This window comes from Deinococcus murrayi DSM 11303 (assembly GCF_000482805.1).
GTDB classification, from domain to species: domain Bacteria; phylum Deinococcota; class Deinococci; order Deinococcales; family Deinococcaceae; genus Deinococcus; species Deinococcus murrayi.
The window spans coordinates 78,075-103,495 of sequence record NZ_KI519503.1 but is presented as its reverse complement, the minus strand read 5'-3'; the positions used below and the strand labels follow the sequence as shown (position 1 = coordinate 103,495).

At 68.3% G+C, this 25,421-nt stretch carries 17 protein-coding genes and 1 riboswitch; of the genes, 13 read left to right on the top strand and 4 right to left on the bottom strand.

The features are described from left to right. Positions 1-186: 186 nt before the first annotated feature. Complete coding sequence (locus tag H565_RS15840) at positions 187-5,472, top strand: RecQ family ATP-dependent DNA helicase (protein WP_084542979.1); 5,286 nt, start codon at positions 187-189, stop codon at positions 5,470-5,472. After that, positions 5,457-8,144 (top strand): hypothetical protein, encoded by a 2,688-nt coding sequence (locus H565_RS0111985; RefSeq protein WP_027461246.1) that lies wholly within the window; start codon positions 5,457-5,459, stop codon positions 8,142-8,144. The genes H565_RS15840 and H565_RS0111985 overlap by 16 nt, the downstream gene beginning before the upstream one ends. A 95-nt stretch (positions 8,145-8,239) precedes the next feature. On the opposite strand, the gene H565_RS0111980 is transcribed toward H565_RS0111985, so the two are convergent. Next, positions 8,240-10,036 (bottom strand): acyl-CoA dehydrogenase, encoded by a 1,797-nt coding sequence (locus H565_RS0111980; protein ID WP_027461245.1) that lies wholly within the window; start codon positions 10,034-10,036, stop codon positions 8,240-8,242. A gap of 249 nt (positions 10,037-10,285) precedes the next feature. Between H565_RS0111980 and H565_RS0111975 the strand changes: the two genes are divergently transcribed. The 6 genes from H565_RS0111975 (at position 10,286) to H565_RS0111950 (ending at position 17,072) form a co-directional block, all read left to right on the top strand. Then, entirely contained in the window at positions 10,286-11,260 is a 975-nt protein-coding gene (locus H565_RS0111975; RefSeq protein ID WP_027461244.1) for an NADPH:quinone oxidoreductase family protein, read from the top strand. A gap of 5 nt (positions 11,261-11,265) precedes the next feature. After that, complete coding sequence (locus tag H565_RS0111970) at positions 11,266-11,733, top strand: MerR family transcriptional regulator (protein ID WP_425387408.1); 468 nt, start codon at positions 11,266-11,268, stop codon at positions 11,731-11,733. 28 nt (positions 11,734-11,761) lie between these two features. After that, positions 11,762-13,123, top strand: coding sequence for an MATE family efflux transporter (locus H565_RS0111965; RefSeq protein ID WP_027461242.1), 1,362 nt, complete (start codon positions 11,762-11,764; stop codon positions 13,121-13,123). A 53-nt stretch (positions 13,124-13,176) separates the two neighbouring features. Next, the gene (gene galE / locus H565_RS0111960) at positions 13,177-14,223 is read left to right on the top strand and encodes a UDP-glucose 4-epimerase GalE (RefSeq protein WP_027461241.1); all 1,047 of its coding nucleotides are present in this window, start codon (positions 13,177-13,179) and stop codon (positions 14,221-14,223) included. A gap of 51 nt (positions 14,224-14,274) precedes the next feature. After that, complete coding sequence (locus tag H565_RS16145; RefSeq protein WP_245576222.1) at positions 14,275-15,564, top strand: sugar transferase; 1,290 nt, start codon at positions 14,275-14,277, stop codon at positions 15,562-15,564. 160 nt (positions 15,565-15,724) lie between these two features. Continuing rightward, a riboswitch (cyclic di-GMP riboswitch) is annotated at positions 15,725-15,804 on the top strand. Between the two features lie 8 nt (positions 15,805-15,812). Continuing rightward, on the top strand, positions 15,813-17,072 hold the full coding sequence (locus H565_RS0111950) for a hypothetical protein (RefSeq protein ID WP_027461239.1): 1,260 nt from the start codon (positions 15,813-15,815) through the stop codon (positions 17,070-17,072). A 78-nt stretch (positions 17,073-17,150) separates the two neighbouring features. Here the strand turns inward: H565_RS0111950 and H565_RS0111945 are convergent, their stop codons facing one another. From H565_RS0111945 to H565_RS15305, 3 genes are all read right to left on the bottom strand, one after another. Next, on the bottom strand, positions 17,151-18,446 hold the full coding sequence (locus H565_RS0111945) for an AMP-binding protein (protein ID WP_027461238.1): 1,296 nt from the start codon (positions 18,444-18,446) through the stop codon (positions 17,151-17,153). A 99-nt stretch (positions 18,447-18,545) separates the two neighbouring features. Continuing rightward, positions 18,546-19,697, bottom strand: a complete 1,152-nt coding sequence (locus H565_RS0111940; protein ID WP_027461237.1) for an ABC transporter substrate-binding protein — start codon at positions 19,695-19,697, stop codon at positions 18,546-18,548. Positions 19,698-19,897: 200 nt separating this feature from the next. Continuing rightward, positions 19,898-21,007 carry a PucR family transcriptional regulator gene (locus tag H565_RS15305; RefSeq protein WP_034409438.1) on the bottom strand — a complete coding sequence of 370 codons (1,110 nt, stop codon included), beginning with the start codon at positions 21,005-21,007 and terminating at the stop codon, positions 19,898-19,900. Between the two features lie 134 nt (positions 21,008-21,141). Between H565_RS15305 and H565_RS0111930 the strand changes: the two genes are divergently transcribed. From H565_RS0111930 to H565_RS0111910, 5 genes are read left to right on the top strand one after another with little or no spacing between them, the layout of a single operon-like run. Further along, positions 21,142-21,942, top strand: a complete 801-nt coding sequence (locus H565_RS0111930; RefSeq protein ID WP_027461236.1) for a fumarylacetoacetate hydrolase family protein — start codon at positions 21,142-21,144, stop codon at positions 21,940-21,942. Then, positions 21,927-22,688: a hypothetical protein gene (locus tag H565_RS0111925; protein ID WP_034409435.1), complete on the top strand. Its 762-nt coding sequence runs from the start codon at positions 21,927-21,929 to the stop codon at positions 22,686-22,688. Before H565_RS0111930 ends, H565_RS0111925 begins: the two co-directional genes overlap by 16 nt. Further along, the gene (gene hpaE, locus H565_RS0111920) at positions 22,685-24,238 is read left to right on the top strand and encodes a 5-carboxymethyl-2-hydroxymuconate semialdehyde dehydrogenase (protein WP_027461234.1); all 1,554 of its coding nucleotides are present in this window, start codon (positions 22,685-22,687) and stop codon (positions 24,236-24,238) included. Before H565_RS0111925 ends, hpaE begins: the two co-directional genes overlap by 4 nt. After that, positions 24,235-25,041, top strand: a complete 807-nt coding sequence (locus H565_RS0111915) for an NAD-dependent epimerase/dehydratase family protein (protein WP_027461233.1) — start codon at positions 24,235-24,237, stop codon at positions 25,039-25,041. The genes hpaE and H565_RS0111915 overlap by 4 nt, the downstream gene beginning before the upstream one ends. Before the next feature lies 1 nt (position 25,042). Continuing rightward, complete coding sequence (locus tag H565_RS0111910; RefSeq protein WP_027461232.1) at positions 25,043-25,420, top strand: VOC family protein; 378 nt, start codon at positions 25,043-25,045, stop codon at positions 25,418-25,420. Position 25,421 lies beyond the last annotated feature (1 nt).

The following is a 25,421-nucleotide window of genomic DNA, read 5'->3' as shown; positions in this document are numbered from 1 at the left end:
CGTGACGGGTGCATGCAGCCTGTAAGGGCCGCGGAGAGGCACCAGGAACCCGGTACTCACATGAAGTTAAGGAAGCATGAAGGACGGCCAGCCCGTCTGGCCCCATTTGCGCCCCATGGGCAAGGAAAGGGCCTTACCATTGCTTCATCTTGAAGGGCTGTCAACAATCCCTCGATGAGGTGAGGCTTGTCGATTGAGGACAGGGTCGTAGCGGCCCTCCGTACCCGTGGTCCCAGCACCCCCGAAGAGCTGATACGACTCGGCGTGGCGCGAACGGTGGGTGCCCTGACCAAAGTGGTGCAAACCAGTGAGGGGCGCATCCTGGAGGAGGGAGGGCGACTCATCCTGCCCGAACAGGTGGACGCAGCCGTGTCCGCCGATGACGCCACGCGCCAGTTGTCTGAGTACGTCATCTTCGATCTTGAGGCCACGTCCGCCGACCCCGACGAAGCGCAGATTCTGGAGTTGGCTGCTGTGCGAGTCCGGAACGGCCAGGAGATTGACCATTTCCACCGTTTGATTCGGGGGGTGCTGCTGCCAAAGGAGGTGGCGCAGCTCACCGGCTTGACAGCAGAGGAGTTGCAAGAGGCGGGTGTTCCAGTACAGCAGGCGCTCACCGAGTTTAGGACCTGGTTGGACGACTCGGCTCTGCTGGCCCACAACGGCCAGCGCTATGACGTACCGGTGTTGCGCCGCGCTCTGGAGGCGGCGAAGATCGACTTGGGAGCACGCCCCCTGCTCGATTCTCTCCTTCTCGCGCCGCTTGCCTTTGCCCGCGACCCGGAGCCGCCCGAAGTCTATCAACTGGAATCATTGCACGCCTGGGTCGCGGGCCAGACCCACGCTTCGGCCCACCGCGCTCTGGAAGACTGCCGCGCCACCCTGCGGGTGGTAAATGCCTGCGTCACCCGCTTGCGAGCTTTTCCGGCTCTAGACAGGGAGCTTCTCCAACTTCTGCCTGTCCCAGAGTTTCGCCTCGCGTGGTCGCGTCCGGCAGCGACAGCTTCCGAGGTGCAGCGGCTCGCAGCGACCGCGCTGCGGCGAGAAGCGGAGCGTACTTGGGTATGCCATGAGGCAGGGCAGACCCCCCGCAACTGGCGCGAGATGCTGAGTTCACCGCGTCCGGGACAGGAACGGATGCTGGACGAGGTGACGCGGACCCTCCAGAGGGGCGGGTTCAGTGTGATTGAGGCCCCCACGGGCACCGGGAAGACGCGTGGTTACCTGCTGCCCGCCCTGTTGCAGGGCCGCGCACGCGAACCCATTCTGGTGAGCACGCACACGCGGCAGCTGCAAAACCAAGTGTTGGCCGAGGCCGAGGCCCTGCGGGAGGCAGGGTTCAACCTCAACGTGCTGGCCCTCAAGGGCCAAGCCAACTATCTCTGCCCCGACCGGCTCGCCCACTGGCTCCTGAGCAAGCATGACCCGGACACCGGCCTGCTGTTCATGCCCCCCGGAGAGGCGCGCGCCGCCGCACTTTTCCTCCTGCACGCCGCGCTTGGAGAGTTTGACCACCTTCCTCCCACCCCGCTGCGGTATTCCGCCGATTACCAGCGGTTACGCCAGACGGTGGCGACGGTGCGCGCCCGGTGTTCGGAGGCGTGCACGTTTCATCAGACCTGCGCCTACTCTCCGCTCTTCAGAGCGCGGGAGCAGGCGCAAGTCATCGTGATTAACCACGCCCTGCTCTTCCAAACCTTGATTCAAGGCCAGGACGAGTTAGGGGGACTTCCGCTCACGCGCCTGGTGATTGACGAGGCACACGACCTCAGCGAGGCCGCGCAGAATGCCCTGCGGCGGGAAGTCAGTGTGCAGGGGCTGCGGGCGCTGCTCAATGAGCTGCTGGAGCAGCGGCCACGCCGTCTGGGAGCCGAGGCAGAGCAAGTCGGACGCGACCTGCTCACTCTGCTGGGCACCTCCCCCAACCGCCACAGCAGTGGCCGGGAGTTACTCTCTCAGTTGCAAAGTCTCATCAGCGACGCGCCGCAGTCGCCTGACCGCTTGCTGGACCCCACCCAAGATTGGCTTTCGCGCCAAAGTGACCTGCCAGGCGAGTTGTTGCGGGCCTTTGGCGCGTGGAAGCGCCGGGTGGTCAACGAGCAGGGCTTCCTGAGCGGAGCCGAGCGGCAGGCCACCGAGCACAAAGCCTATGAGGTCGTGGCCCTCGTGCGCCGACTGGTGCCGAAGCTGGACGATGTTCGGGAGGACTTGAGCCTCTGGCACCGGGCACTGCGCACTTTTGCCATGCAGTACGGTCAGGGCAGCACGGGCTTCGGGTTCACGGCGGCCATCACGCCCGCCCAGGCCGACTCGCCGGAGTTCCGGGCCGTTCGGGAAACTGGCCAGCGACTCCTGAGGCGCCTGCCTCTGCTGGCCGGATACCTGCGCGAACTGTCGCAACTGCCCGCTCTACGGGAGGAGGTCGAGATTCTGGCTGGCCGTCTGGACGCGGTCCACGAGGCGCTGAAGGGTTTGTTGGGCCGCGACCCCGGCCACGACGTGTATGCCGTGAGCGCCAATGATGAAGATGGCAGTTTGTGGAGCGTGCCGCTGTGGATCCATGAACGGCTCTCGCCCCTCTGGAAAAGCCTCAAGTCTGTGGTCTTCACGAGCGCCACCCTGCGCATTCCCGGAAGCGAAGCGGCTCAGGGCGAGGGGGAAACCGCAGACTTTGGCCTCTTTCAGGGCGAACTGGGGCTGCCAGCGGCCCGGTTTCTGACTCTTCCCCCTACGCTGCCCTATGCCCTCGGACAAGTCCTGCTCGCCGGGCACCTTCCCCTAACCCGGCAGCCCACCTTTGCCGCCCTGGCCGGGCAAGAACTCTCCTCCCTCGCGCCGCAACTGCCGCACCGTTCCCTCCACATCTTGACAGCCAACGAGCGTCAGCGGGGCGTTTCCAAAGTCCTGCGCGAGGCAGGCGTTCCGCACCTCTCTAGCGTTCATGACGGCTCAGACCGTGTGGTGCGCGAGCTGAGCCGCCAGGAGACGGGAACGGCGCTGGGGTCCGCCGGATTTATGCAGGGCGTAGATATTCGCGACCTCAGCATGGTGAGCCTAGACCGCCTTCCGTTTCCCATCCCTGACGTGGTGCTCAGCCAGCAGCGGGTGGCCCTAGGCAACTTCGAGAAGTTCTGGAACACCATCTACCTACCGCGAGCGGTCCTCAAGTTCGTGCAGGCCTTTGGCCGCCTTGTGCGCGACGACCGGAAGCGCAGTGGGTCAGGTGCTTTTGTGCTGTGGGACAAGCGCCTCCCGGTCAGCCACTATCAGGGCCGCTTCCTGGGTGCGTTGCCCGTGCCACCCGGCAATATTAAACGCCTGGATAGCCGCGAGGCGCTGTACGACGCCCTGGGCAAGCTGTACGGGAAGACGCTGGCCATGCCTCCTCTCCTGTCCGCCAAGGGTCGCTTGCTGGCGGAGCTGCGGGACTTGCTCGCCTCGCATCCCCGCGAGGTCTGGCCCGACATTCTGGAGCGGGGCTTGCGGGAGGCCTTTGAGCTACCCGGCGCGCAGCTCCGCCCAGGGCAGCTCCGCGGGATGTTGGCGGCGCTCAGCGGGCGCGACCTGCTCACCGTGCTGCCCACCGGCTCCGGCAAAAGCGTCATCTTTCAGCTCCCCGCGCTGCTGTCAGAGGGGTACACGCTGGTGGTTTCGCCGTTGGTCGCCCTGATGCAAGACCAAGTGCTGCGGCTGCAGCAGCTCGGCCTTCCTGCGGCGGGGCTGTGGGGGGGAATGTCACGCGGCGAGCAGCTCGCGCAACTGCGGGAAGCAGAACAGGGCGAGGTGAAGCTGCTGTATGCCGCGCCCGAACGGGTCAGCCGCAGCAAAGACCTCCAAGAACTCTTGCGGACCCGTCCTCCGGCACGGGTGGTGTATGACGAGGCGCACTGCCTCACCGAATGGGGCCACGACTTCCGCCCGGACTACCTCAAGGTGCATGAGACGCTGAAGGACTGGGGCCTGCGCCCGCCGATTTCCGCTTTCACCGCGACGGCCACCCCTCAAGTGCAGCACCAACTGATGCAGTTGCTCGGCATGCAGTCCCCCGTTCACGAGACGCGGCCCGTAGAGCGCCCCAACCTGCATTACCGGGTGATTTCTACCACCAAGGGAAACCGAGACCAAATCCTGGTGGATTTGATTCAGGGCCTGCGCCGCACCGACGAGGGCCGAGATGGGCGGGTCATCGTCTATGTCGGCAGCCGCGACGGAACCGAACGGGTCGCGGCCCTGCTGGGCGAGGTGGGCATCCGCGCCGAGGCTTATCACGCGGGCCTCTCCCCCGCCATCCGCGCCGAACTCGTTGAACTCTTCCAGGACCGTGAGCTTCAGGTGATGGTCGCCACGAACGCCTTTGGGATGGGCGTCGATGCGCCAGACATTCGGTTGGTCGTGCACTACGACGCGCCCCTCTCGCTCGAAGCGTATGTCCAGGAGGCGGGCCGTGCGGGGCGGGACGGAAACCCCGCTTATGCCGTGCTGCTGAAGTCCGGCAACCTGCGCCGACGCGCCGCGAACCTGATTGGGAAAACTTATCCCAGCGAAAAGGACGTGGAAGCGCTGCTGACACGCATCAGTGCAGCGACCTATCCCACCGAGCGGGAGCTGGCCGACGAAGACGTGGACATCTCGCGCCTCTCGACCGTGCTGCATCTTCTCCAGGAGGCCGGCGTGGTGGAGGCCAACTTCGTGCCCGGTCCGTACCGGGTCTTTCCGCTCTACGGCGTTGATGTCCCCGATGACCCTCAGGTCAGAGAGCTGCTCAGCGAGAGCGGCGCGGTGCACCTTAGCCGCCGATTCGGCGTCCCCCAGGCGGAGGCTTTGCAGGAAAAACTGCACGCCTATGCCCAGGAGGGACACTTGGGCGTGAATCCTCTGGCTCCGGCCCTGGATGTCCGCATCCGCCGCTGGGACCTCAAAGCGTACGCGGCGAAATGCAGGGAGCTGCGCGAGCAGAAGCTACGGCGCTTCGAGGAGTTTGAGCAGTTCCTCACGGCCCAGGGGTGCCGCGAATACCAGCTTCATGCCTATTTTGACGCCGAGAGGCGCAGTTACCAGCAGTGCGGACGCTGCGACGTCTGCGCCCCTGACCTCAGCCTGCCGTGGAGCGGTCAGCCCTCGCAAAACCTCGCAGACATCTGGAACCCGGAACGCGAGGTGCTGCGCATGATGCACTACTTCCACCAAGCGTCTGGGGGCACGGGCAGGGCGCGGGGTCGCGGCACGCTGATTCAGTTGTTGCGCGGCGAGGAAGGGCAGCAACGCGGGGCCACCTTTAAGCCGTTTTCGATGTTTGAACGCTCCGCTCCCGGTTACCGCCTGCTGCGCTTTGTGGACGACCAAAAGATTGGGGCGGCCATCGACCGCCTCATCCAGGAGGGCAAGGTCATTCCCCGCACCGAGGGCGGTTACGCCGTGCTGGCCCTGACAGAAGCCGGACTCAAGGAGGCACAAAAGTGGACGCGATCCTAGTCGCACGTGAACTGGAAATGGCCCTGCTGGCCAAGCTGCTGGAGAGCAGATTTGTGAACGCCAGCAGCAATCTGACCCTGCCTGCTGCCGCCCTGCTGCAGCTGCTGCGCGGCTATCTGGGACCGCACCTCACGCTGAGCGACCTGCAACGGGCGGTAACCCTCAGTCCCGTGCTGACTTGGACGCCCTATGCCAGGGAAATGCTCGTCGGGGACATCCGCAGCGCGGACGGCGTGCGGCTCAACGTGCGCCGCTGGAATCCCTACGCAGCGGACCGCCGGCCCTTCGAAGCCAAACTCCGTGCTCACGCCGAGCGTCCCCGTCCACCCCTTGCCGCCACCAGCTATCAGGGCGGGGCGCTCGGGACGCGCGAGGTGCACTTTGAGGTGCGGAACGAGGGGTACGGTACGGCAGCCGACGTGCAGGTCACCGGCGTGTCGACCCCCGATTGGGTGGAGGCCCGCCACGAGGCCAACCACATCTTTCTGGCTGCCCGGCCCCAGCAGGCCGGTGTGTACAGAGGTCAGGTCACGGTTTGGACGACCGCCAACCCTTTGGTCTTCGAGGTGTCTGCGCGAAGCGCCGACTTCGTGGTGCCCACAGGGGCTGAGGTGGTGCTCAATGACCTCCTCGGCGACCATCCAGACCTCGATCGGCCCGCTAGTGAGGCGCTGCTTGAGCAGCAGCTCCTGCGGTTGCAGTTCGAACGCCTCCCCGGTGGCCTGTTCATTCGCCGTGGCTTGCACAGTGTCCCAAGCCGCACACAGGAGTGGTGGATAACCGAAACGGATTTGGCGGCGGGCAGTGTTCCCGCCAGCGGCTACCCTGAGCACTTCCTGCTGTACCTCGATGTGGACGGTCAGGTAGACAGGTTTCCCCCGCTCCGGGTCACGGCGCAGCACGGCCAACTTGGAGGAGAGTTCGCCGAACTGTTTGACCTGCTGGACGTTCAAGCAGGACAGAAACTGAGCCTGCTTCCTTTTCGGGGCGGGTTTAAGACGGCACTCAGCCCCACCGAGCCATGGCGAGCGGCCACCGGGCATACCTACTGGTTGCAAGGCCCGCGCCAGGACGTCCTCGCGCAACCGGAGGTGCTGGAGTTCCTGCTACGCCGCTGCGACGACAGGAACATCACGGTGAACCTGCTCCTGTGCGGCGAGGGCGAACTGCCGCCGGACCTGGTCCGGCAACACCGCGCAGGACGGCTCAGCATCCGCTGGACAAGCGCGGCTCTCCCCTACCGGCTCCTGGTGTGCGGGGAACATAGCGCCGGGTACGTTCCCCCCTACGGCCCACGGCAAGGCCCCGTGACGGTACCGCAGACGTTGTGGGAGGCCGCCACACCGCTCCAGGGCCGAGACTACCGCGAGCAAGCCTGGCAGCGGGGCCGAAATGGTGAGGGAACCAGCGAGGGCGGCCTGCTCGACCTCGACCTGAGTGTGGCCATGATGCGGCTGGCCCGCGCCATTGCCGCGGCGCCTGCTCCCACGTCCTCCGTCACGTTTACGCCCCGGCAGCGGCAGACCCTTCTGGAAGAGTTGCCGCGCCGAGCACGAGAATACGGCGTCGACCGGCGACCCGTCGTGGCTGCCCCGCATCTTGGGGCCCTCGGCCTGAGTGCCGAGCAGGTCAACGCCGGGGCCAACGGCTACCGTGTCACGGCGGGCGGCTACCTGGTTCGGCGACCCCAGGACGTCGGAGGACTCCGGGAGTGCGCCCGGTACCTGGGAGGCCTCTATGGGGGCGTCATCCATCACTCTCAGCTGCGGAAGCTGGTCGAGGCATTCACGGGCTACCGCATCGAGCCAGCTTCTTTCGTCATCGCTTCTCTGGACGTGATGGGCTGGGCCGGCAATGGCTATCGGCGACCTCGGCAGGCCTGGGAACCGCAGAGGCGAGAACTCACCCTTTTCGTGGCCGAGGCCTTGCAGCATTTCGGAACCCGTGACACTGCCCTAGATTGGTTGCGACGCAACGTCGCCGCCACCGACGAACAGTTGGCCCGCGCCCTAGGAAAAGCGGAGGTACTTTCGCTGCGATGGCAAAGCCTGCTCGCTGCGCCGCCACCTGCGTCCACGTCATCCACCGCCGTCCAGTCCCGCAAGGAGCAGCAGGCCGCGCCGCCACCCGTTCGCAGCCCCAGGCCACCCCTTCAGTTCGCGCCCCTGACGAGCCTGCAAGACAGTCTTCCAGACCCTCGTCTGGCACCGATGGCCTCTGTTCGCGACGCGGTGACGCGGCTGGTCCGGGCCGAGGGTCCCATCACAGAAAGCTGGCTGGTACGCCGTTACGCGCAGCAGGCCAAGCTCAACCCTGCCCAGGTCAGGCGAGCGGTCCTGGAGGGAGCGAGTCTGGCGGTCCAGGCTGGAGACCTCCACAGGACGGTGCACCCCTGTGGCGCGACCGATTTCGTCGCTCCGGACCAACGTCCGAGTCTGCGGGAGCGGGGCACGCGCCAGCCGGAGGACATTCCCCTGAGTGAGTGGTGCCTGCTGCTGGAGTCGCTGGGCCTCCAGGCTGCGCAGTGTGACGAGGACAAAGCCTTTGCGGAGGCCGCCCGCGCCTACCGCTTTGGCACCGCCGCGCGGTCGGCGAGGTCCGTGATTTCGCTGGCCTGGCAAGCCGTGCAGCGTGGGGGCCTGCCCCAAGCCCTTACCCCTGAAGTTGGGTGAGGCGTCAGGGAAAAACGTCGCAGGTCAGAGGCCTTTTGTCTGCCAGGGCGTCCTCAGCCGACACTGCCGCTGGAAGGAGCTTGAGATGGCAAGCGCTAAAACCACGCTTCTTGCATCTCCAGCGCCGTGGGGTCCGCGCTCGCCAGCAGCTCGGCGTGGACCCCCACCTTGGGCAGCTCGTAGAGGGCAAAGAAGCGGGCGGCGTGCAGCTTGCCCCGGTAGAAGTCGGGGTCGTCGCCCCGCGCCTGAGGCAACTGGCGGGCCGCCGCCGCCGCCTGGCGCAGCCACATCCAGCCCACGACCGTGTGGCCCAGCATCTCCAGGGCGCTGTGGGCGCTAGCAAGAAAGCGTTCGGGGCCGAGTTCGGCGGCGCGGCCCAGGTGAGTCCGCAGGGCCGCCGTGCTCTGCGAGACGGCGGTGGTGAGGGCCGTGCGAATCTCGGCGATGCCCTCCAGCGCCTCAGAAGCGGCGAGGTCGGCTTCCAAGCGCTCTAGCAGTACGCTCAGGCCGCGCCCTCCCGCCTGGGTCACCTTGCGCCCCAGCAGGTCGAGGGCCTGAATCCCCTCGGTGCCCTCGTGGATGGGATTGAGGCGGTTGTCGCGGTAGTACAGCTCGACCGGAAAGTCACGGGTGTAGCCCGCCCCGCCCATGACCTGAATCGCGTCGCTCAGGGCCTCCTGGCTGTATTTGCTGGGCCAGGATTTGACAATGGGGGTCAGCAGGTCGAGGAGCAGCCCGGTGTCCTTCCGCCCTTCTTCCGGCCCGGTATGCAGGTCGTCCACCAGCGAGGAGGCATAAAGGCCCAGCGCGAGGCCACCCTCCACGAAGCTCTTTTGCCGCAGCAGCATTCGGCGCACGTCGGGGTGCGCGATGATGGGCACAGGGGGGCTGTGGGGGTCTTTGTTGCCGGGCAGCCGTCCCTGCCGCCGCTCGCGGGCGTATTCCAGGCTGGCGAGGTAGCCCGCGTACCCCAGCATCACCGCGCCCATGCCGACGCCGATGCGGGCCTCGTTCATCATGTGGAACATCTGCGCAAGGCCCTGCCCCGGCTCGCCCACGAGTTCACCCACCGTCTCGCCGCCCTCGCCAAAGTTCAGAAGGGTGTTCGTGGTGCCCCGATAGCCCATCTTGTGATTCAGGCCCGCCAGGACGACGTGGTTGGACTCGCCCGGCTTGCCGTCCGGCCCCACCCGGTAACGCGGCACGAGAAAGAGCGAGATGCCCTTTACCCCCGCCGGAGCGCCCGCAATCCGCGCCAGCACAAGATGAATGATGTTCTCGGAGAGTTCGTGCTCGCCGCCCGAAATCCACATCTTGGTGCCGGTGAGGCTATAGGTGCCGTCTCCCTTGGGCGTGGCGGTCGTCGTGATGTCGGCCAGCCCGGACCCCGCGTGCGGCTCGGAAAGGGCCATCGTGCCAAACCAGCGGCCTTCCAGCAGCGGGGGAAGGTATTTGGCCTGCTGCTCTGCGGACGCGAACTCGCGCAGCAGGTTGGCATTGCCGATGGTCAGGAAGGGGTAGCCGCTGGTCGAGATGTTCGCCGCCTGAAAGTGCGCCTGCACCGCCTGGGTGACCACCCAGGGGAGTTGCAGGCCGCCCAGCTCCTCGTCGTGGTGGGCGCTGAAAAAGCCCGCGTCCCGAAAGGCCCGCATCGCGTCCGCCACCTGCGGGGGCAGCTTAACCTTGCCGCCTTCGACATGCGGCTCGTGGGTGTCCGCCTCGCGCAGGTGGTTGGCAAAGTAGCGCTCGGCCACGCTGTAGGCGAGGTTCAGCACGTCGTCGTAGACCTCGCGCGAGTGCTCGGCAAAGCGGGGACGCTGGGGCAGCGCGGCGGTGCCCAGCACCTCGTAGAGCTGAAACTGGAGGTCACGGCGGGACAGGAAGGGGGCCATCGGGAGTGCTCCTTTCAGGGCGCAGGCGTCGGTGGACAGAGTGTCCGTGAACGTCAACTGTGAACGCTGGCGTTTACTATAGGGCGGGACTCAGAAAGGTGGGGTGACCCTTCTGAGTCGAACGGAGGGAGTCCCCGTAAAGAGGGCGGCGCGAAATGGAGTTGCCGCCCGACGTATGCGGCAACGGAATGAAGCGCCGCCCCAGGGGACGTTCAGCCCCCCCATTTCCCGTCCCACCGGAGGTTTTCCATGCGTGCCGTGACCTGCACCGCCTTTGATCAGCCCGAAGCCCTCAGCGTCCAGACCGTCCCCGACCCTGCCCCCGGCCCCGGCGAGGTGGTGCTGCGGGTGGAGGCGGCGGGCGTGAACTATCCCGACGCCCTGATGGTGATGGGCCAGTATCAGGTGAGGCCCCCCCTCCCCTTCACGCCGGGGGCGGAGGCCGCCGGGACGGTCGCGGCGGTGGGTGAGGGCGTCACGCACCTGCGGCCAGGGCAACGGGTCGCCGCCTTCACCGGGACCGGGGCCTTTGCGGAGCAGCTTCTCGCCCCGGCGAATGCGGTGATGCCGCTGCCCGACGGGGTGAGCACCGAGGTCGCCGCCGGGTTGCCGCTCGCCTTCGGGACCTCCATGCACGCGCTGGTCGACCGGGCCAACCTCAGGAAAGGCGAGACGCTGCTCGTGCTGGGGGCGGCGGGGGGCGTGGGGCTGGCCGCCGTCGCCATCGGCAAGGCGCTCGGCGCACGGGTGATTGCGGCGGCGAGCACGGACGAGAAGCTGGCCCTTTGCCGCGAGCACGGGGCGGACGAGACGCTGAACTACAGCTCGGAGGACCTACGGGGGCGGGTGGGAGCGCTCACGGATGGCAAGGGGCCGGACGTCATCTTCGACCCGGTGGGCGGCGACCTCGCGGAGGCGGCGTTCCGGTCGGTCGGCTGGGGCGGGCGCTCTCTGGTGGTGGGCTTCGCGGGGGGCGGCATTCCAAAACTGCCACTCAACCTGCCGCTGCTCAAGGGCGCGTCGGTCGTCGGCGTCTTCTGGGGCGAGTTCGCCCGGCGTGACCCCCGCGCCAATGCCCGCAACCTCACCCGGCTGCTGGGGTGGGTGCAGGAGGGCACGGTGCGGCCCCTGGTGAGCGCACGCTACCCGCTGGAGCGCACCCCAGAAGCGCTGCGGGCGCTGCTGGAGCGGCGGGTGACCGGGAAGGTGGTCGTCACCCCTTGACCCCGCTGACCTTTTACACGACCGCCGAACTCGCGCGGGAGGCGGGCGTGACCCGGCGCACGGTGATGCACTACGCCGAGTTGGGGCTGCTGACCCCCGATCAGGTGACGGCTTCCGGGCGGGCGCTCTATGGCCCCTACGCGCTGCGGCTCTTGCGCGACGTGCTGGACCTGCGGGCGCTGGGCGTGCCGCTCGACGAGGTCCGCGACATGGTGACCCTGCGCCGCGCCACCCACACCGTAGGCGGCACCTACCGCCGCGACTGGACCCGCGCCGATATCCCCCTCACAGATGAGCGGCTGCGGGTGCTGCACGCCCGGCTGCGCCTCCTCCAAGAGGCCTATGCCCGGCAGGCCGAAGGCCTCGCCCGCTTTGACCGCTGGCTCACCAAGCGGTTTACCGGGGGCGAGGTGGAAGCCCTGGACCCAGAGACCTTGGACCGGGAAGCGCTCGACGGGCCGGAGGACCGCTAGACGCGGCGGGTTGCCCTACACTCTCCCGGTGACCTCTGACCCGGCCCTCCCCGCCAGCTCTCGCACGGGCGAACTCGGCCCGCTCGTGCGGCTGGCGGGGCCGGTCATCATGTCGCAGTTTGCGGCCAATGCCCTCACCCTGATTTCGACGGCGGTCATTGGGCGGCTGGGCACCGCCGAACTCGCGGCGGCGGCCTATGCGAACGCGGTCTATTACCTCCTCTTCCTGATTCTGAGCGGCGTGATGCTCGCGGTGGGGCCGCGGGCGGCGCAGGCGCACGGGCGCGGGGACCCGGCGGGGGTGGCCCTCGCCCTCCGCGGGGGCTTGCGGCTGGCGCTGGGGCTGACGGCCCTCGCCCTGCCGCTGATGTGGAGCATTGCGGCGCTGCTGCCGGCCTTCGCGCCGCCGGGCGTACGCGCAGACCTCGCGGCGAGCTACTTGCGGCTCTACGCGCTGGGAATGCTCCCGGTCCTCACCTTTGTGGCGCTGCGGGGGGCGCTGGAGGGGACTGGGCAGCCCCGCGTGGTCACCGTCACGGCGCTGGGGGGCGTGGGACTGGTCGCCTTGCTGAGTCCCGCCCTCGCCTTTGGCTGGGGGCCGCTCCCCGCGCTGGGGCTGCCAGGGGCCGCCGCCGCGAGTGCCATGACCGCCTGGGCGACCGCGCTGGCGCTGCTGCCCGTTGCGCTGCGGCGCTTTCCCGCCCCGCCGGGGGGGAAGGTGGGGAACGAGGTCGGGGCACTCCTGCGCCTGGGCTGGCCCATCGGCCTGACGCTGGGGGCCGAGGGGGGCATGTTCGGCGTCACCTCGCTCCTGATGGCCCGCTTTGGCGAGGAAGCGCTCGCGGCGCACAACGTGGCCCTCCAGGTCATCACGGCGGTCTTTATGGTGCCGCTGGGACTGGCGACGGCCACCGGCATCCGGGTCGCGCAAGCGGCGGGGGGCGGCGCGGCAGACCGGGTGCGCCGCGCCGGGCTGACCGGCATCGGGCTGGCGGCGGGGGTGATGCTCGCCTTTGCTGCGCTGGAACTGCTCGCCCCCCGGCTCGTGCTGGGCGTCTTCGTAGATGCCGGGGACCCCAGCAATGCCGCGCTGCTGGCGACGGGCGCGGGCCTCCTCGCCATCGCGGCCCTCTTTCAGACGGTAGACGGGGTGCAGGTCACCGCGAACGCGGCCCTGCGCGGCCTGCAAGACACCCGCGTGCCCCTCCTGATTTCGCTCGTCTCCTACTGGGGGGTGGGGCTGGGGGTGGGAGCGCTCCTCGCCTTTGGGCTGGGGCTGGGGCCGCGGGGGTTGTGGTTCGGGCTGACGGCGGGCCTGAGCACGGCGGCGGGGCTGCTGCTGGGGCGCTTCCTGCGGCGCAGCCGAAGGCTCCTGCGGCCCCCCGCCTAAAGGCCACCGCGCCATCAAGAATGCTGTCAGGTCCTGGGGGCTATGCTGCCCCCATGAAAGTTCTGGTGACCGGCGGGGCCGGGTACATCGGCAGCACGGTCTGCTCGGCCCTGGAGGACGCGGGGCACGTTCCGGTTGTGCTCGACTCGCTGGTGACTGGGCCGGAGGCCTTCACGCGGGGCCGCACCTTCTACCGGGGTGACGTGGGAGACGCGGCCCTGGTGCGGCGCGTCTTGGCCGAGCATCCCGACATCGCGGCCACCCTGCACTTCGCGGCGCTCATCGTGGTGCCTGAATCGGTCGCGCACCCGGCCCGCTACTACCGCCAGAATGTGGTGGCCAGCTTGACCCTCTTCGAAACCCTGCGGGAGGCGGGGCAGACGCGGGTGATTTTCAGCTCCAGCGCGAGCCTCTACGACTCACCACCCGATTTCCGGGTCACCGAAGACAGCCCGCTGCGGCCCCTGAGTCCCTATGCCCGCTCCAAGCGCATGACCGAGGAGATGCTGGAGGACCTGTGCGCGGCTCCCGGCAGCGCGCTGCGGGGGGTGGCGCTGCGGTATTTCAACCCGCTGGGCGCTGACCCCCAGCTCCGCAGCGGGCCGCACCTTGCCGAGCCGTCGCACGTGCTGGGGCGGCTCGTCGCGGCCTCGCAGGGGCGGCAGGTGGCCTTTGAAATCACGGGCACCGACTATCCCACCCGTGACGGCACGGGCCTGCGCGACTACGTACATGTCTGGGACCTGGCGCTGGCGCATGTGGCGGCCCTGGAGGGGTTTGAGCGGGCGTTCGAGCGGGCCGCAGCAGAGGAGCAGGGGGCGAGCGGCTTTCTTCCCATCAACGTGGGCACTGGACGGGGGGTCACGGTGCGCGAGCTGGTGACGGCCTTTCAGGAGGTGTCGCCCACGCCCCTCACCGTGCGCGAGGGACCGCGCCGCCCCGGCGACAGCGCCGGAGCCTACGCCGACATCTCCCGCGCGCGGCGCTGGCTGGGCTGGGAACCCCGCCACACCACCGCCGAAGCCCTGGCCTCTGCCCTCGCCTGGGAAGCGGTGCGGGGGGAGCGGCTGGCGGGGGGAGCGGCCCTTGCCGGGACCTAAGCCCCTATGCTTGGCCACAGGGTCCCCGACATCCGCTAGGGTGACGCCGAGATGCAGGCTTCTCGTCCCCTCACTCCTGGCCGCTCCCGCGCCACAGTGACGCCCCGTGCTCGGCTGCGAATGCTGCGGTTCCTGCGGTACGCCGCCCCAGTCCTGGGCGGGGGGCTGCTGTGGGCGGGGCTGGTGGGGCGGGACCTCCCCGCCGAGCAGGTCCGCTCGGCGCTGTGGCTGTGGCTGATTGCCGCCGCGCTCGCCCTGCGGCTGGGGCGGGAGGCCGGGGGGCGGCCCTCTCCCCTGCCGTCCCATTGGCCCGTGCTCGCCCCGCCGCTGTGGGGGGCAAGCATCCTGGGGGCGACAGGGCTGGCGCTGGGCTGGACCGAGGTCCTGCGGGCCGCGCTGCCAGCGCTGGCGCTGTGGGGGGCACTCGCGGCGCTGGCGCTGATAGGCCAGGGCCGCCTTCCCCCGCGGCGGCTGGGACTGCTCAGCACCCCCGGTGTGCCCCCGCCGCCCCCCCACCCCCAACTGGAATACCTTCCTTTGGCCCCGCACGAACCCGACGTGCTGCGCGGCCTCGACGGGTTGGTTGTGGGGCACCGCGGCGGGCAGGTCCCCGCCGAGCACGCCCGGCTCCTGCATCATGCCCGCGTCATCGGGATGCCGCTTTACTCGCGGGAAATGCTCGCTGAGGTGCTTACCGGGCGGGTATCGCTCGACCTCGTCGAGCGTGACTGGCTGGATACCGAACGCTTCCAGTCGGGCTACCTGCCGCTCAAGCGGGGGCTGGACGTCGCCCTCACCCTGTTGCTGCTGCCCGTGCTGCTCCCGCTGATGGGTGCGGTGGCCCTCGTCGTGCTGGTGGGGGACGGGCGGCCCGTGCTGTTTTGGCAAGAGCGCATCGGCCTGGGGGGGCGGCCCTTCCGGCTGGTCAAGTTCCGCACGATGACCCGCGACTCCGAGCGGCGCGGCGCGGCCTTCGCCCAGCGAGGAGATGCCCGCATCCTTCCCGGCGGGGCTTTCCTGCGCAAGTTCCGGCTCGACGAGTTGCCGCAGTTTTACAACGTGCTGCGCGGCGAGATGAGCATCATCGGTCCCCGGCCAGAGCAGTTCGCCTTTGCCGCCGACCTCGAAGAGAGCATTCCGCTGTACGCCACCCGGCACTGGGTGCGGCCCGGCATCACCGGCTGGGCACAGGTCACTCAGGGCTACACCGGCAGCATGGACGAGTTGCACGAGAAGCTGCAATACGACTTTTACTACGTCAAGCACCTCTCGCCGCAACTTGACCTGCTCATCCTCTGGAAGACCATTCTGACCGTGCTGACGGGCTTCGGCGCTCGCTGAGGGCCGCCACAATCGGCCCACTGTGAACTTCCCCGCAGCGGGAAGGGACAGCTGTGCCGATTTTGTTAGAGGGTTTTCTTAAGCTGGTCTTGAGCTGAGGGACATCGGAGCTTCACCGGTCAATCCCCTCAGCGCCCGTCTCCTCCTTTTCCTCCCGTCTTCTCGACAAAGGCAAACCTCCCGTGAGGGAGGGACGCAAAGCCACGGGACTTCTGTGACGAAGTCAGCCGAGCCACCGAAGGAAGAACATGCACAAACTCGCTCCCCTCGCCTGCGCTCTGACCCTGTTTCTTGCGGCCTGCTCGGCCCCCTCGCCCACCAAGATGACGCTGCCCGCGCCGCCGGACACCGCCGCCCAGTCCGGACCCGCCGCAGAAGTTGCCACCGAGCAGGAAAGCGCCCCCGCCAGGGCCGCCCTCGAAGCCCTCAGCTTGAACCCTGCGCCGCTGGGCGCGGCGAGCGTACGGCCCGACGGCACGCTGCTCGTGGGCGGGGCACCGCTTTTCCCGCTGGGCTTTTATCACGTGTCGTGGGCGGCCGAGAAAAGCGTGCGGGTGCAAAAGCGCTTGCGTGACCTGCATGCGGTCGCTGACCTGGGCTTCAACACCATGAACGTGACGATGTTTGACCCTGAAGCGGACATTGCAGAGTTCGGAAAGCTGCTCGACGCGGCGCAGGGGCGGGGCATGAAGCTCCTGGTCGAGGACTTCGGCGAGGCGTCCATCCAGGCCTTCAAGACCCATCCCGCCACCCTGGGCTGGATGATTGCGGACGACTGCAACACCCGCATCACCCCCCAGGAGCTGGAGCGGCGGCACCGCGAGGTCAAGGCCCTCGACCCCCACCACCTCACCTACACCAGCATGGCGATTTCCTTCACCAACAGCCATCCGGAGTTTTTTGGGCGGGCCGACGCGGTGGGCAACCAGTCCTATCCGGTCGGCCCGGAAGGCTACGGCGACTCGCTCGCGGTGGTGTACCCGGTCATGCAGCGGCTGGTCGCCGAGGCGGCCCGCACGGGCACCCTGCCGGTTGCCAACCTCCAAAGCTTCCGCTGGCCGGGCGGGCGCTACCCCACCGCCACCGAGCTGAACTCGATGACCAACCAGGCCCTTGGCGCGGGCGTCAAGGGCATCTTGTACTACACCTACCTCGACCCCACCAACGACCTCTCGACCCACACGGGGCTGCGCACCGAACTGAGGACGCTCGCCGCCGAGATTAAGCTGCTCGCGCCCGTGTTGCTGAACGGCGAGCGCCAGACGCTGGCCCTGACCGGCAACCTGGGGGAAGCCCGCGCCACCCTTTGGAGCCATGAGGGCCGCCGGTACCTCCAGGTCCTGAGCCTCAACGAAACCCAGCGCCAGACCGTGAGCATCCGGGTGCCCGGCGGGGCCAGCACCCTCACCCCCCTCTTTGCGGGGCGGCCCAAGAGCCTCAGCCTCAAGGCCGGAGCGGTCAGCGGCAGCCTGCCCCCCCTCACCGCCCAGTGGTACGAGGTGCGCTGAGGCCCGCTCCTCGGTGAAGGCCGGACGGGAAGCCGCCCCCTGTCAGCGTGAGCGGGGGCGGCTTCCCGTCTGCCGGGGCTACAGGGCGGCTTCCCCCCGCAGGTCTGTCACCCGCCGCAGTTTGCCGCCCTCGCTGCGGGGCAAAGAGCCGGGCACGCACAGCTCGCAGCGCACGGTCACGCCAACTTGCACCTTGACCAAGCGCTCAATCTCGTGCCGCAGGGCGGCGCTCTCTTCTTCAGCTTCGACCCGCAGCAGCAACTCGTCACGGGTGCCGCTGCGGGTCAGAATCACGTGGTAGTGGGGGCTGACCTGGCCCAGGCTGACAAGCACGGCCTCCAGTTGGGTGGGGTACACGTTGACCCCCCGCAGGATAATCAGGTCGTCCGCGCGGCCCCGAATGGCGTCCATGCGGCGCAGGGTGCGCCCGGTGCGGTTGGGTTCGTCCGCTTCGGGCAAGAGGCGGGTGATGTCGCCCGTCCAGTAACGCAGCATGGGCAGAGCGGTGCGGCTGACCGAGGAGAGCACCAGCACGCCCCACTCGCCGTCGGGGAGGACTTCCCCCGTTTCGGGGTCCACGATTTCGGGATAGAAGTGGTCCTCCCACAGGTAGCTGCCGCGCTGCTCGGTCGCGTCCTCGTTGGCGACGCCGGGGCCGATGATTTCGGACAGGCCGTAGATGTTGGTCGCTGTAACGCCCAATCGGGCCTCCACCTCGCGGCGGGTCTTTTCGGTCCAGGGTTCGGCCCCCAGCACCGCGTAGCGCAGGGCGGTGTCTTCCGGCCCCACCCCCCGGCGGGCAAACTCGTCGGCCAGCACCAGGGCGTAGCTCGGCGTGCAGGCAATCACTGCAGGTTCGAGATCGAGGATGAGGCTGACCTGCCGCTCGGTGCTCCCGCCCGACACGGGCACAGTACACAAACCTAGCCGCTCGGCCCCCCCGTGCAGCCCCAGCCCCCCGGTAAAGAGGCCGTAGCCGTAGGCGTTGTGAAAGGTCATGCCGGGCCGCGCCCCCGCCGCGTACAGCGAGCGGGCGACGACCTCGGCAAAGACGGCGAGGTCATTCTCGTCGTAGGCGACCACGGTGGGCTTGCCGGTCGTGCCACTGCTGGCGTGCAGGCGGCGCAGCTCGTGGCGGGGCACGGCGCTCAGGCCTAGGGGGTAGTGGTCGCGCAGGTCGCTCTTGCGCGTGAACGGAAAACGGGTGAGGTCCTCCAAGGAGCGCAGGTCGTCCGGGGTGACCCCCGCCGCCTCAAAGCGGGCGTGGTGGGCGGGCACCCGTTCGTACTGCCGGGCAGCGGTCTCTTGAAGGCGGGCGAGTTGCAGGGCGCGGAGTTCGGGGAGGGGCATGGCCTCACGGTCGGGTTGGAACATCGGACCTCCGGGAGAAGTGAGAATGTCAGCGGGGAGAGCGGGGGCCAGGCTCCGGGCACCGGCCCCTGCTCGCGCCAACTTTCCTGGCTGACTTCTGGCTTACCTGAGCATCTTCCAGGTGCCGTTGACGACCTGCACCATCACGCGGCTGCGGGCGTCGAGGCCGAGGTGGTCGGTCGCGCTCATGTTGAAGATGCCGTGCGCGCCTATCACGTTGCGGGTGCCCTCGATGGCGTCGCGCAGCGCCGAGCGAAACTGCGGGGTACCGGGCTTGGCCTTTTTCAGGGCGGCCGGAATCGCCTTTTGCAGGATGAGGCCCGCGTCCCACATATGCGCTCCAAAGGTGCTCACGGTGCCCTGGCCAAAGCGCCGCTCGTAGGCCTCGGTGTAGGCCAGCCCAACTCGGCGGGTGGGGTTGGTCGCGGGCAACTGCTCGGCCACGAGCACCGGTCCGGCGGGCAGAATCGCGCCCTCCACATCTTTGCCGCCCACCCGCAGGAAGTCGGCATTGGCGACCCCGTGGGTGTGGTACACCTGGCCCGCGTAGCCGCGGTCATTCAGGGTCTTTTGCGGCAACACGGCGGGCACCCCGGAGGCCCCGATGAGCACCGCGTCGGGCCGGGCCGCCACAATCTTGAGAATCTGTCCGGTCACGCTGGTGTCGGCGCGGTTGTACTTCTCAACCGCGACCACTCGGATGTTGCGGGCTGCCGCCGCCCGCTGAAGCTCATTCAGCCAGCCTTCGCCGTAAGCGTCGTTGAAGCCGATGTAGCCCACCGTCTTCACCCGGTTTTGCGCCATGTGCGCGACAATCGCGTTCGCCATAATCGCGTCGGTCTGCGGGGTCTTGAACACCCAGCGCCGCCGAGCATCCACCGGTTTGATAATCGCTTCTGCGGCAGCGAGGCTAATCATGGGCACCTGCGCTTCCGCCACCACGTCAATCATGGCGAGGCTGGCCGGGGTGGTCGTCGTGCCGATAATCACGTCCACCTTGCTTTCCTGAATCAGCTTGCGGGTGGCCGTCACGGCGGCAGTCGTATCCGAAGCGTCGTCGAGGACCGTGTAGGTCACTCGTTGCCCGCCGATGGTCTGCGGCAGCAGGGAAACGGTGTTTCTCTCCGGAATCCCTAGGCTCGCCGCCGGCCCAGTGGCCGAAACGACCACTCCCACCCGAATCTCGGCGGCAGCGAGGGAGGAGGTCAGCAGCAGAGCGGTCACGAGCAGGCGGGCGGGGCGCAGGTGCTTCATGAAAAACCTCCACGGTGGGGAACGGACCGCCCGCGGGGAACGGACGGCAGCTGAGCTGAGGCTTGGTTCATGAAGCTTAACAGAAGGGAGCGGCCCCTAGCTCCCCCTCTCGAATCCTGCTGGGGGCGGCGGAACGCTCCTCACGGCGGGTTTGTCCAGCATGCTCGGCCACTGGGACGCAGCGCGGCCCGGCACCTGCCCTAGCCATCTGCAGCGGCTGTGGGGTCACTCTCTTCGGCCTCAAAGGCGAGGTAGAGCCGGGCGAGGAGCGAGGGGTCACGCAGGCTGCCCCCCAGCACTTCCTCGGCGCGGCGCAGGCGGTAGCGCAGGGTGTTGACGTGCACGTGCAGCCGCGCCGCGAGGTCAGGCAGCGGCCCGGTATGGGCGAGGTAGGCCCGCAGGGTGGCCTCGGTGCGGCCCCCGTCTTCCAGCGCGGCGAGGCGCGACCGCACCTGCCCCCGCAGCAGGGCGAGGGAGCCGTCCGCGAGCAGGGCATAGAGGGGGTCCATCGCGTGATAGGTCGTCATGCCCCGCGCCTGCCGGGTCGCGGCCAGGGCGTGCCGCGCCTCGCCCTCGGCGGTGCGGGCGTGCCGGGGGCCAGGATGCACAGCGCTGACGCCGAGGCGCACATCCTGCGCGGTGCTCGCGAGCAGGGCAGCGTGCAGGTCCCGCGCCTCCCGCGCCAGGTCATGGGCAGGCCACAACCACACCGCCCGGTCTCCGCGCACGGTGGAGTGGGCGGTCAGGCCGCGCTCCAGAAAGTACCCCTCCCCCACCGCTGCGAGCACGTCGAGGGCGTGGGCATGGGCAGTGCGAGCGGCGGAGCCGGGTGCGGGGGGGCGGGCCAAGGCCGCGACCGCCACGGCGACGGGTTCGGTATCGGGCCAGTGAGCTTCGGGCACGGTGCCGGAAAGCAGCGCGTCGAGCACCCTCTCCCCCACCCGCCGCCGTGCGGCTCCTGCCGCTGCCGCCTGCAAGCGGGCGAGCAAGGCGTATTCCGCCGCCACGGGCACCAGCGCGGCCCACGCTGGAGGCACCGCCAGGGTCAGGCTGCCGACATGCCGCTCGCCGCTCGCGTCCCCGTAGCTCAGTCGGCGGGTGACCTCTGGCCCTGCCGCCGCGCCCGCCGCCGCCACCACGTCCCCCCAACTTGCCCGAATCTCGGCCCGTCCCCCCGTGAGCCGGGCCAAGCGGGCCACGAGTTCGCGCTCTGGCTGCGGCCCGGCGACCGCCTCCCGCAAAAAGCTGAGCAGGGCCGCGACCCCCGGCAGCGCGAGCAGGTCGGGGGTGGGGGGCACTGGCTCCGCCATTTGTCTCAATCTACAAAAGGTGGGGGGCAACTTCACGTCTCCGCACAACCCAGGAGCGGACGAGCGGGCCGTATGCTGGGGGAACCTATCACCCCGCACCACTCAGCAAAGACCAGCAAGAACGGAGACCTGCTTTGAAATACGCCCGCTTTATCGCCGGGGGCCGCCTGCTCAACGGCCACCTGCAAGACGGCCACTTGATTGACCCCGCTGGCGTCGCCCACCACCCCGACTCGGTGCAGTTTCGCCTGCCGGTGGACCCCCCCAAGGTCATCGCCCTCGCGCTGAACTACCACGACCACGCGGGCGAACTGGGCCTCACGCAGCCCAGCGAACCGGCCCTGTTCTGGAAGCCGAACACCACCCTGCTGCCGCACCGGGGCACGGTCATCTACCCGCGCGGGGCCGAGTTCATGCACTACGAGGTCGAACTCGGCGTGATTATCGGGCGCGACGCCCGCCGGGTGAAGGCGAAGGACGCGATGGACTATGTCGGCGGCTACACGGTTGGCAACGACCTGGTGGTCCGCGACTACGTCACGAACACCTTCCGCCCGCCCCTGCGCGGCAAGGGCTGGGACACCTTCGGCCCACTGGGGCCGTACTACGTGACCGCCGACGAGGTGAAAGACCCGCACGACCTCGCCCTCACGGCGCATGTGAACGGCGAGCTGCGGCAGCAGGGGTCCACCCGCGACATGATTTTCTCGATTCCCGAACTCATCGAGCATATTTCCCGCTTCATGACCCTGAAAAAGGACGATGTGATTCTGACCGGGACGCCCAAGGGCATCAGCCACGTGCATCCCGGCGACGTGATGCGGCTGGAGGTGGAGGGCCTGGGCGTGCTGGAAAACGACATCCAGGAGGAGGACGAGGGGGCCGAACCCATCAAGGGGAAGGAGGCGAAGGAAGGCGAGTGGGACGGACGGTGAAGCGGGCGGGCGCGGTGCTGACCGCCCTGGCCCTGGCCGGGGCTGGCCTCGCCACGCCCCTGCGCTTCGAGATGCGCTCGTTCGTCAACCCGACTGGAGCGGTGGGCGGCGTGCGCCCCGCCTTCGCGTGGTGCGACGCGCCCGACCGGGTGCTCGCCGTCACCCTGCCTGCTCGCGCCCCTGGGAACTCCGCCCAGCCCGTCACCCTCTACCGCTGGCTGAAGCGCCCGCCCGCCGGGATGCTCGCCACGCCCGCCCGGCTGGGACCGAGCGAGGGGGCTGCTGGAAGCGTCTTTACCCGCCTCTCCTTTCCCGGCCTCTCCGGGCCGCAAGCGGACTTCTATATCCGCACCAGCAACGTCGAGAACGTCCTCGACCCCGCCTACCGCCTGACCCGCGTCAACGAGTTCCGCACGCCGGAAGGCTCCTTCCGCTGCCGCTATCAGCCGCAGGCCGCCTTTATGGGCGCAACGGCGAAGCGGACCGTCATCGTGTGGGACAACGGCAGGACAGCGACGTATGCCACCCGCAACTTTGACGGGACGCCGGGCGTGTCTGTGACGGGCGGGAAGGTGAGTGACGACGACCTGGGGCCGGAATACACCTTCCGCAGCGGAAGCTATACCTACCTCGTCAAATACCACCCCTACGCGGCCTTCGTCCTCGTGCAGCGGGGCGGACGCACCCTGCGAACCGAAACGTTTCTCGCGTACTCGTACAGCCAAGCAGTCAAGGAGAACCCATGACCCAGACCCTCAGCCCCAACCATGAGCTGGCGGCCCGCCTGCGCGAAAGCCGCCTGAAAGACGGCCTGAAGCACTTCATCGGCGGCGAATGGGTGGACTCGCAGGGCGGCGAGACCTTCCAGACCCACACGCCCACCGACAACTCGCCCCTGACGACGGTGGCGAGCGGGGACGCCACCGATATTGACCGGGCCGCCCGCGCCGCGTATGACGCCTTTCAAACCTGGCGCGAGGTGGGTGGAGCCGAGCGCCGCAACATCCTGCACAAGATTGCCGACCTCATCGAAGCGCGGGCGCAGGACATCGCGGTGCTGGAGAGCCTCGACACCGGGCAGGCCATCCGCTTCATGAAGTCGGCGGCGGTGCGTGGGGCCGAAAACTTCCGCTTCTATGCCGACCGCGCCCCCGCCGCCGGGGACGGCCAGAGCCTCCCGGCTCCCGGCTTCCTGAACTACACCCTGCGCCAGCCCATCGGCCCGGTCGGCGTGATTACCCCGTGGAATACGCCGTTCATGCTCTCGACCTGGAAAATCGCCCCGGCGCTCGCGGCGGGCTGCACGGTCGTCCATAAACCCGCTGAGTGGAGTCCGGTCACGGCCACGTTGCTCGCCGAAATCATGGACGAGGCAGGGCTGCCGAAAGGGGTTCACAACCTCGTCCACGGCTACGGCGAGAGTGCGGGCAAGGCGCTCACCGAGCACCCGCTGATTCAAGCGATTGCCTTTGTGGGCGAGACGGTCACCGGGAGCCACATCATGCGGCAGGGGGCCGACACCTTGAAGCGCGTGCATTTCGAGCTGGGCGGCAAGAACCCGGTCGTGGTCTTCGACGACGCGGACCTCGACAAGGCCCTCGACGCCGTGGTGTTCATGATTTACAGCCTGAACGGGGAACGCTGCACCTCCTCCAGCCGCGTGCTCATTCAGGAAGGCATCTACGACGAGTTCACCGCCCGCATCGCCGAGCGGGCGCGGAACATCCGCGTGGGCGACCCCCTCGACCCCGCCACCGAGGTCGGGCCGCTCGTGCACCCCCGGCACTTCGAGAAGGTGATGTCCTACTTCAATAAGGCCCGCGAGGAAGGGGCGACCGTCGCGGCGGGCGGCGAGCGCGTGGGCGGAGAGGGGAACTACGTCTCCCCCACCCTCTTCACCAGGGCCAGGAACGACATGCGGATTGCCCAGGAGGAGATTTTCGGCCCGGTCCTGACCGCCATCCCCTTCCGCGACGAGGCCGAAGCCCTGCACCTCGCCAACGACGTGAAGTACGGCCTGGCTGGGTATCTGTGGACAAACGACCTCACGCGGGCGCACCGCTTCGCGCACGGCCTGGAAGCGGGCATGATTTGGGTGAACTCGGAAAACGTGCGCCACCTCCCGACCCCCTTCGGCGGGATGAAAAACAGCGGCATCGGGCGCGACGGCGGCGACTATTCCTTCGAGTTCTACATGGAAACGAAGAACATCGCGATTTCGCTGGGGACGCACCAGACGGCGCGGCTGGGGGTAGGACAGCCGCCAAAGGTGCCGCAGGAGGGGGCAGGAGAGTGACCCACCGCGTCCTCCTCACCGGAGCCGCCGGACAGGTCGGCTCGGCCCTGCGCGAGGGCCTGCGCGGGCGCTTTCCGGTTCTGCGGCTGAGCGATACCCGCGACCTGGGTGAGGTGCGGGACGGCGAGGAAATCGTGCCCGCCGACCTGACGAACTTCGACGAGGTCCGCGCCGCGATGGAAGGCGTGGACGCCGTCATCCACCTCGGCGGCATCGCGGACGAGCACACCTACGAGCGCATTCGCGACGTGAACATGGACGGCACGTACCACGTCCTCGAAGCGGCGCGGCAGGCGGGCGTGCGGCGGGTCGCCTTTGCCTCCTCCATCCACACGGTCGGCTTTTACCCGCGCTCCGAGACCATCGGGCCGGACGTCCCCGTACGCCCGGACACCTACTACGGCGTCAGCAAGGTCTTTGGCGAGGCGCTGGGGCGGATGTATTTCGAGCGGTACGGCGTCGAGTTCGTGGGCGTCCGCATCTGCTCCTTTCAGCCGAAGCCGAAGGACGCCCGGCACCTCTCGACCTGGCTCAGCCCCCGTGACGCGGTGCAGCTCTTTGAGAAGGCCGTCACCGCGCCGAGCGTGGGCTTCCTCATCGTCGCGGGCATCAGCGGGAACACCCGGCGCTGGATGACCGAAGAGGGCTGGGATGTGCTGGGGTACGTGCCTCAGGACGATGCAGAAGCTTACGCCACCGACGTTGAGCACCTGCGCGGCGACCCTGCGCACATCACCGAGCAGCGGCAGGGCGGGATTTTTGTGGACCCGGAGTACCGGGGGCTGGCGGGGAAGGAGGGCTGACGTGGCCGTGCTGGAGCATGTCGCATTCAAGGCAAGTGACCTCAACCGAACGCGGGCTTTTTACGACCTGCTGGGCGCGGAGACTTCGCTCCACCGCGGGGGCCAGCGCCTCTTCGCCAGCTTTGGGGGCGGCACGCGGCTGATCTTCGACCACAGCGAGCAGGCCCCGGACGTGAGCGCCCTGACGTACCTGGGCCTGGAGCTGGACTCTTTTAACGAGGTGGACGCCCTGTTCGCCCGGCTTTCCAAACACATCCGCATCCAGCGTGACGTCCGTGAACAGTACCGCCACGCGACCGGCCCTTACGGCTTTTTCGTGACCGATCCCGACGGCTACGTCCTCAAGGTCTTCAAGTATCACGACGCCGACGAGGCGTAAG